Here is a 792-nt window from a genome sequence, read left to right as displayed (position 1 = left end):
GGTGTACGCGGCCTTCTTGTTGCCGTTGCAGTCGAACAGCAGGGCGTTGTCGGACCCACGCCACGAGTCGCAGTCCCGCACACCCCAGGTGGTGATGCCGGTGCAGCGCGAGACGGCCAGGCAGGCGCGGGTGACGGCGCCGAAGATGTTGGCCTGGTTGCCGCCGGTCATCACGTCCAGCTCGGTGATCTGCACATCCACACCGAGGTCGGCGAACCGCTGCAGGTTGGCCTGGTAGTCACCGGCCAGCGAGGTGCCCAGGTGCGACTGGAAGCCCACGCAGTCGATCGGCACACCACGGGACTTGAAGTCCCGCACCATGTTGTAGATCCCCGTCGACTTCGCGTTGATCCCGTCGGTGTTGTAGTCGTTGTAACACAACTTCGCACCCGGATCCGCCGCCCGCGCCGCCCGGAACGCCGCCTCGATCCAGTCATTACCAGTGCGCTGCAGATTCGAGTCACGACGGGCGCCGCTACCACCGTCGGCGAACGCCTCGTTCACCACATCCCACGAGTGGATCTTCCCCCGGAAATGCGTGGCGACCTGGGTGACATGGTTGATCGCCGCGTTGCGCAACGCGCTGCCCGACATGCCCTGCGCCCAACCCGGCTGCTGCTGGTGCCACAACAACGCGTGACCCCGCACACTCATGCCATTGGCCTGCGCGTGACTGACCAGACGATCACCACCGGTGTACCGGAACTGACCCTGCTGCGGCTCGGTGGCGTCCCACTTCATCTCGTTCTCGGCCACGACACTGTTGAACTCACGGTTCAGAATCGTCGTGTA

1 protein-coding gene is annotated in these 792 nt (G+C 64.8%); it reads right to left on the bottom strand.

What is annotated here, in order from left to right; genetic code table 11:
- Positions 1-792, bottom strand: a 792-nt coding sequence (locus AC5L30_RS32980) for a glycoside hydrolase family 10 protein (protein ID WP_494872183.1), incomplete at both ends; no start/stop codon positions are given.

This window comes from Micromonospora sp. BQ32, assembly GCF_059358895.1.
Note: the sequence above shows the minus strand (reverse complement) of the source record. Positions and strands in the feature narration are given on the sequence as shown.